The organism is Tenacibaculum finnmarkense (assembly GCF_900239185.1).
Lineage (GTDB): Bacteria > Bacteroidota > Bacteroidia > Flavobacteriales > Flavobacteriaceae > Polaribacter > Polaribacter finnmarkensis.
In genome coordinates this window covers 1-2,182 of sequence record NZ_OENA01000025.1, presented here as the reverse complement: position 1 = coordinate 2,182, position 2,182 = coordinate 1, and the positions used below count along the sequence as shown (strand labels likewise).

Here is a 2,182-nt window from a genome sequence, read left to right as displayed (position 1 = left end):
CGCCTACTTACGAAAATCCTTAGGGGATTTTCTATTCCGTTTTTATTTACTAAATTTAGTGCTTCAAAAACGCAACAAACCATATACAAATCGTTAACCTGCATTAAGCCAAATTACACGTAATATTGGCAAAAAAAGCGGGTTAAAAAAGTAGGATTCTGATAAATATTACGCAAGTAGAAATGGAATTATAACGCAGTAAATTCTGACAAATATTACGCAAGAATCTGTCCGTAATTATGAAATGAAAACGGCGGACTTCCTAGCTCGTTTGCGCAATAGAAACGGAATCGTAAAGCAGCAGATTTTGACAAATATTACGCGATAATCTGTCTGTAATTCTGAAATGGAAATGGCGGACTTTTAGCCTGTTTGCGAAATTAGGAATGAGAAAAACTGTTCGGAATATTGCCGATTTTAGATTTTTTCGCGTAAGTTTATATGAAAATTTAGACAAGTTAAACGCCGAATAAAAACGCTGAAAAATGTGAGATTTTATATCGGTATTTTAATTGTAAAAAGAAAAAACGCAGGTTAACAAAATATATAATTTATTGCTAGTGCGAACCTACTTACGAAAATCCTTAGGGGATTTTCTATTCCGTTTTTATTTACTAAATTAGTTGCTCGAAACACGCAACAAACCATATACAAAACGTTGCAAGTAATTGGCAAAAAATCACGCAAATTATAATGTGTTTTTTAAGGCTAATAAAGAAGTATAATCGGAAACTATTTCCCTAAAAACCTTCTAAAGAATGAGCAAAATACTGAAAAACTTACGCAACTGTTGATTTAAAAGACTGACGCATAAATCAATAAAAACGGAATGAATAAAACTGACCGAATTATCATCCAAAATCTGAATTTATAACGGCTGTAGAATTGAGAAAATGCAGAAAATTAGAATTGGAAAATTGACGCAACCGCTGATTTAAAAGATTGACGCATAAATCAATAAAAACGGAATGAATAAAACTGACCGAATTATCATCCAAAATCTGAATTTATAACAGCTGTAGAATTGAGAAAATGCAGAAAATTGGAATTGGAAAATTGACGCAACCGCTGATTTAAAAGATTGACACATAAATCAATAAAAACTGACCGAATTATCATCCAAAATCTGAATTTATAACGGCTGCAGAATGGAGAAAATGCAGAAAATTGGAATTGAAATTGAAATTGGAAAAACAGCATTATAAACTGAAAAACAAACTACTTGCAACAAAATATATAATTTATTGCTAGTACTCGCCTACTTACGAAAATCCTTAGGGGATTTTCTATTCCGTTTTTATTTACTAAATTAGTTGCTCGAAACACGCAACAAACCATATACAAATCGTTGGCAACTATTACTCACTGAAATCTGAATATAAGAATATTTAAAAATAAATAACATGAATTATAAATTTAAAAATCCCGATGATGAAGATTTTGATTTTCCAGATTTACCTATGGAAGATTCATCACCAGACTCAACAGAAATCGAATTAAATATTTAAAGCGTTGTGAAAAATGCTATAATTAAGTAAATCGGAAACAAAATAGCGACAGTAATCATATTAAATTTTAATTTGTCTTGTCGCTTTTTGTTTTGCACTAAATTAAAATCTATTTTATCTTGAACAACTTCAATATCTTGAATGATGAAAGATAGATAGTTTTCTTCTTTAGATAATTTCGGATTGTTTAGGAATTGAGGTAAAGCTATTTTTTTAGGAATTCTACCTTTCACCTTTATTGTCCTTGGAAAAATTAAAATACCAAAACGGAATAAGATAATAGTCAAAGCAGTAACTAATCCGAAGTTTACAAAAATTATTGGTTGAAAACATGGTAAAACCATTTTATTGAATGTATATGCAATAACACCTGAAAGAACGCCAAACAAAATAAGAATAATTGAATAAGCACGTTTCGTAATCTTGTCCGATTCATTTAAAGTATATTCGTGATAATCTTTTCCTTCTTTTAAAATAAATTCAATAGAATTAAGAGGAAAAGTCTTCCAATCTTTTTTAGAAATTATAAATTTTTTCATATTTGTAAATTTAATTAATAATCTGAGAATAAAAAACAGTTGCCAACAAAGAACTGAGCTAAAAAACAACTCTTTTCTTGATTAAGTTTATACATTATTATTCTAGGCTCATAATTCTATAAATTAGTTTTTTGA

1 protein-coding gene is annotated in these 2,182 nt (G+C 29.2%); it reads right to left on the bottom strand.

All coding sequences use genetic code 11. The annotated features are described in order from the left end of the window. Positions 1–1,504 precede the first annotated feature (1,504 nt). The gene (locus AQ1689_RS03450) at positions 1,505–2,047 is read right to left on the bottom strand and encodes a hypothetical protein (protein WP_101955201.1); all 543 of its coding nucleotides are present in this window, start codon (positions 2,045–2,047) and stop codon (positions 1,505–1,507) included. Between the last annotated feature and the right edge of the window lie 135 nt (positions 2,048–2,182).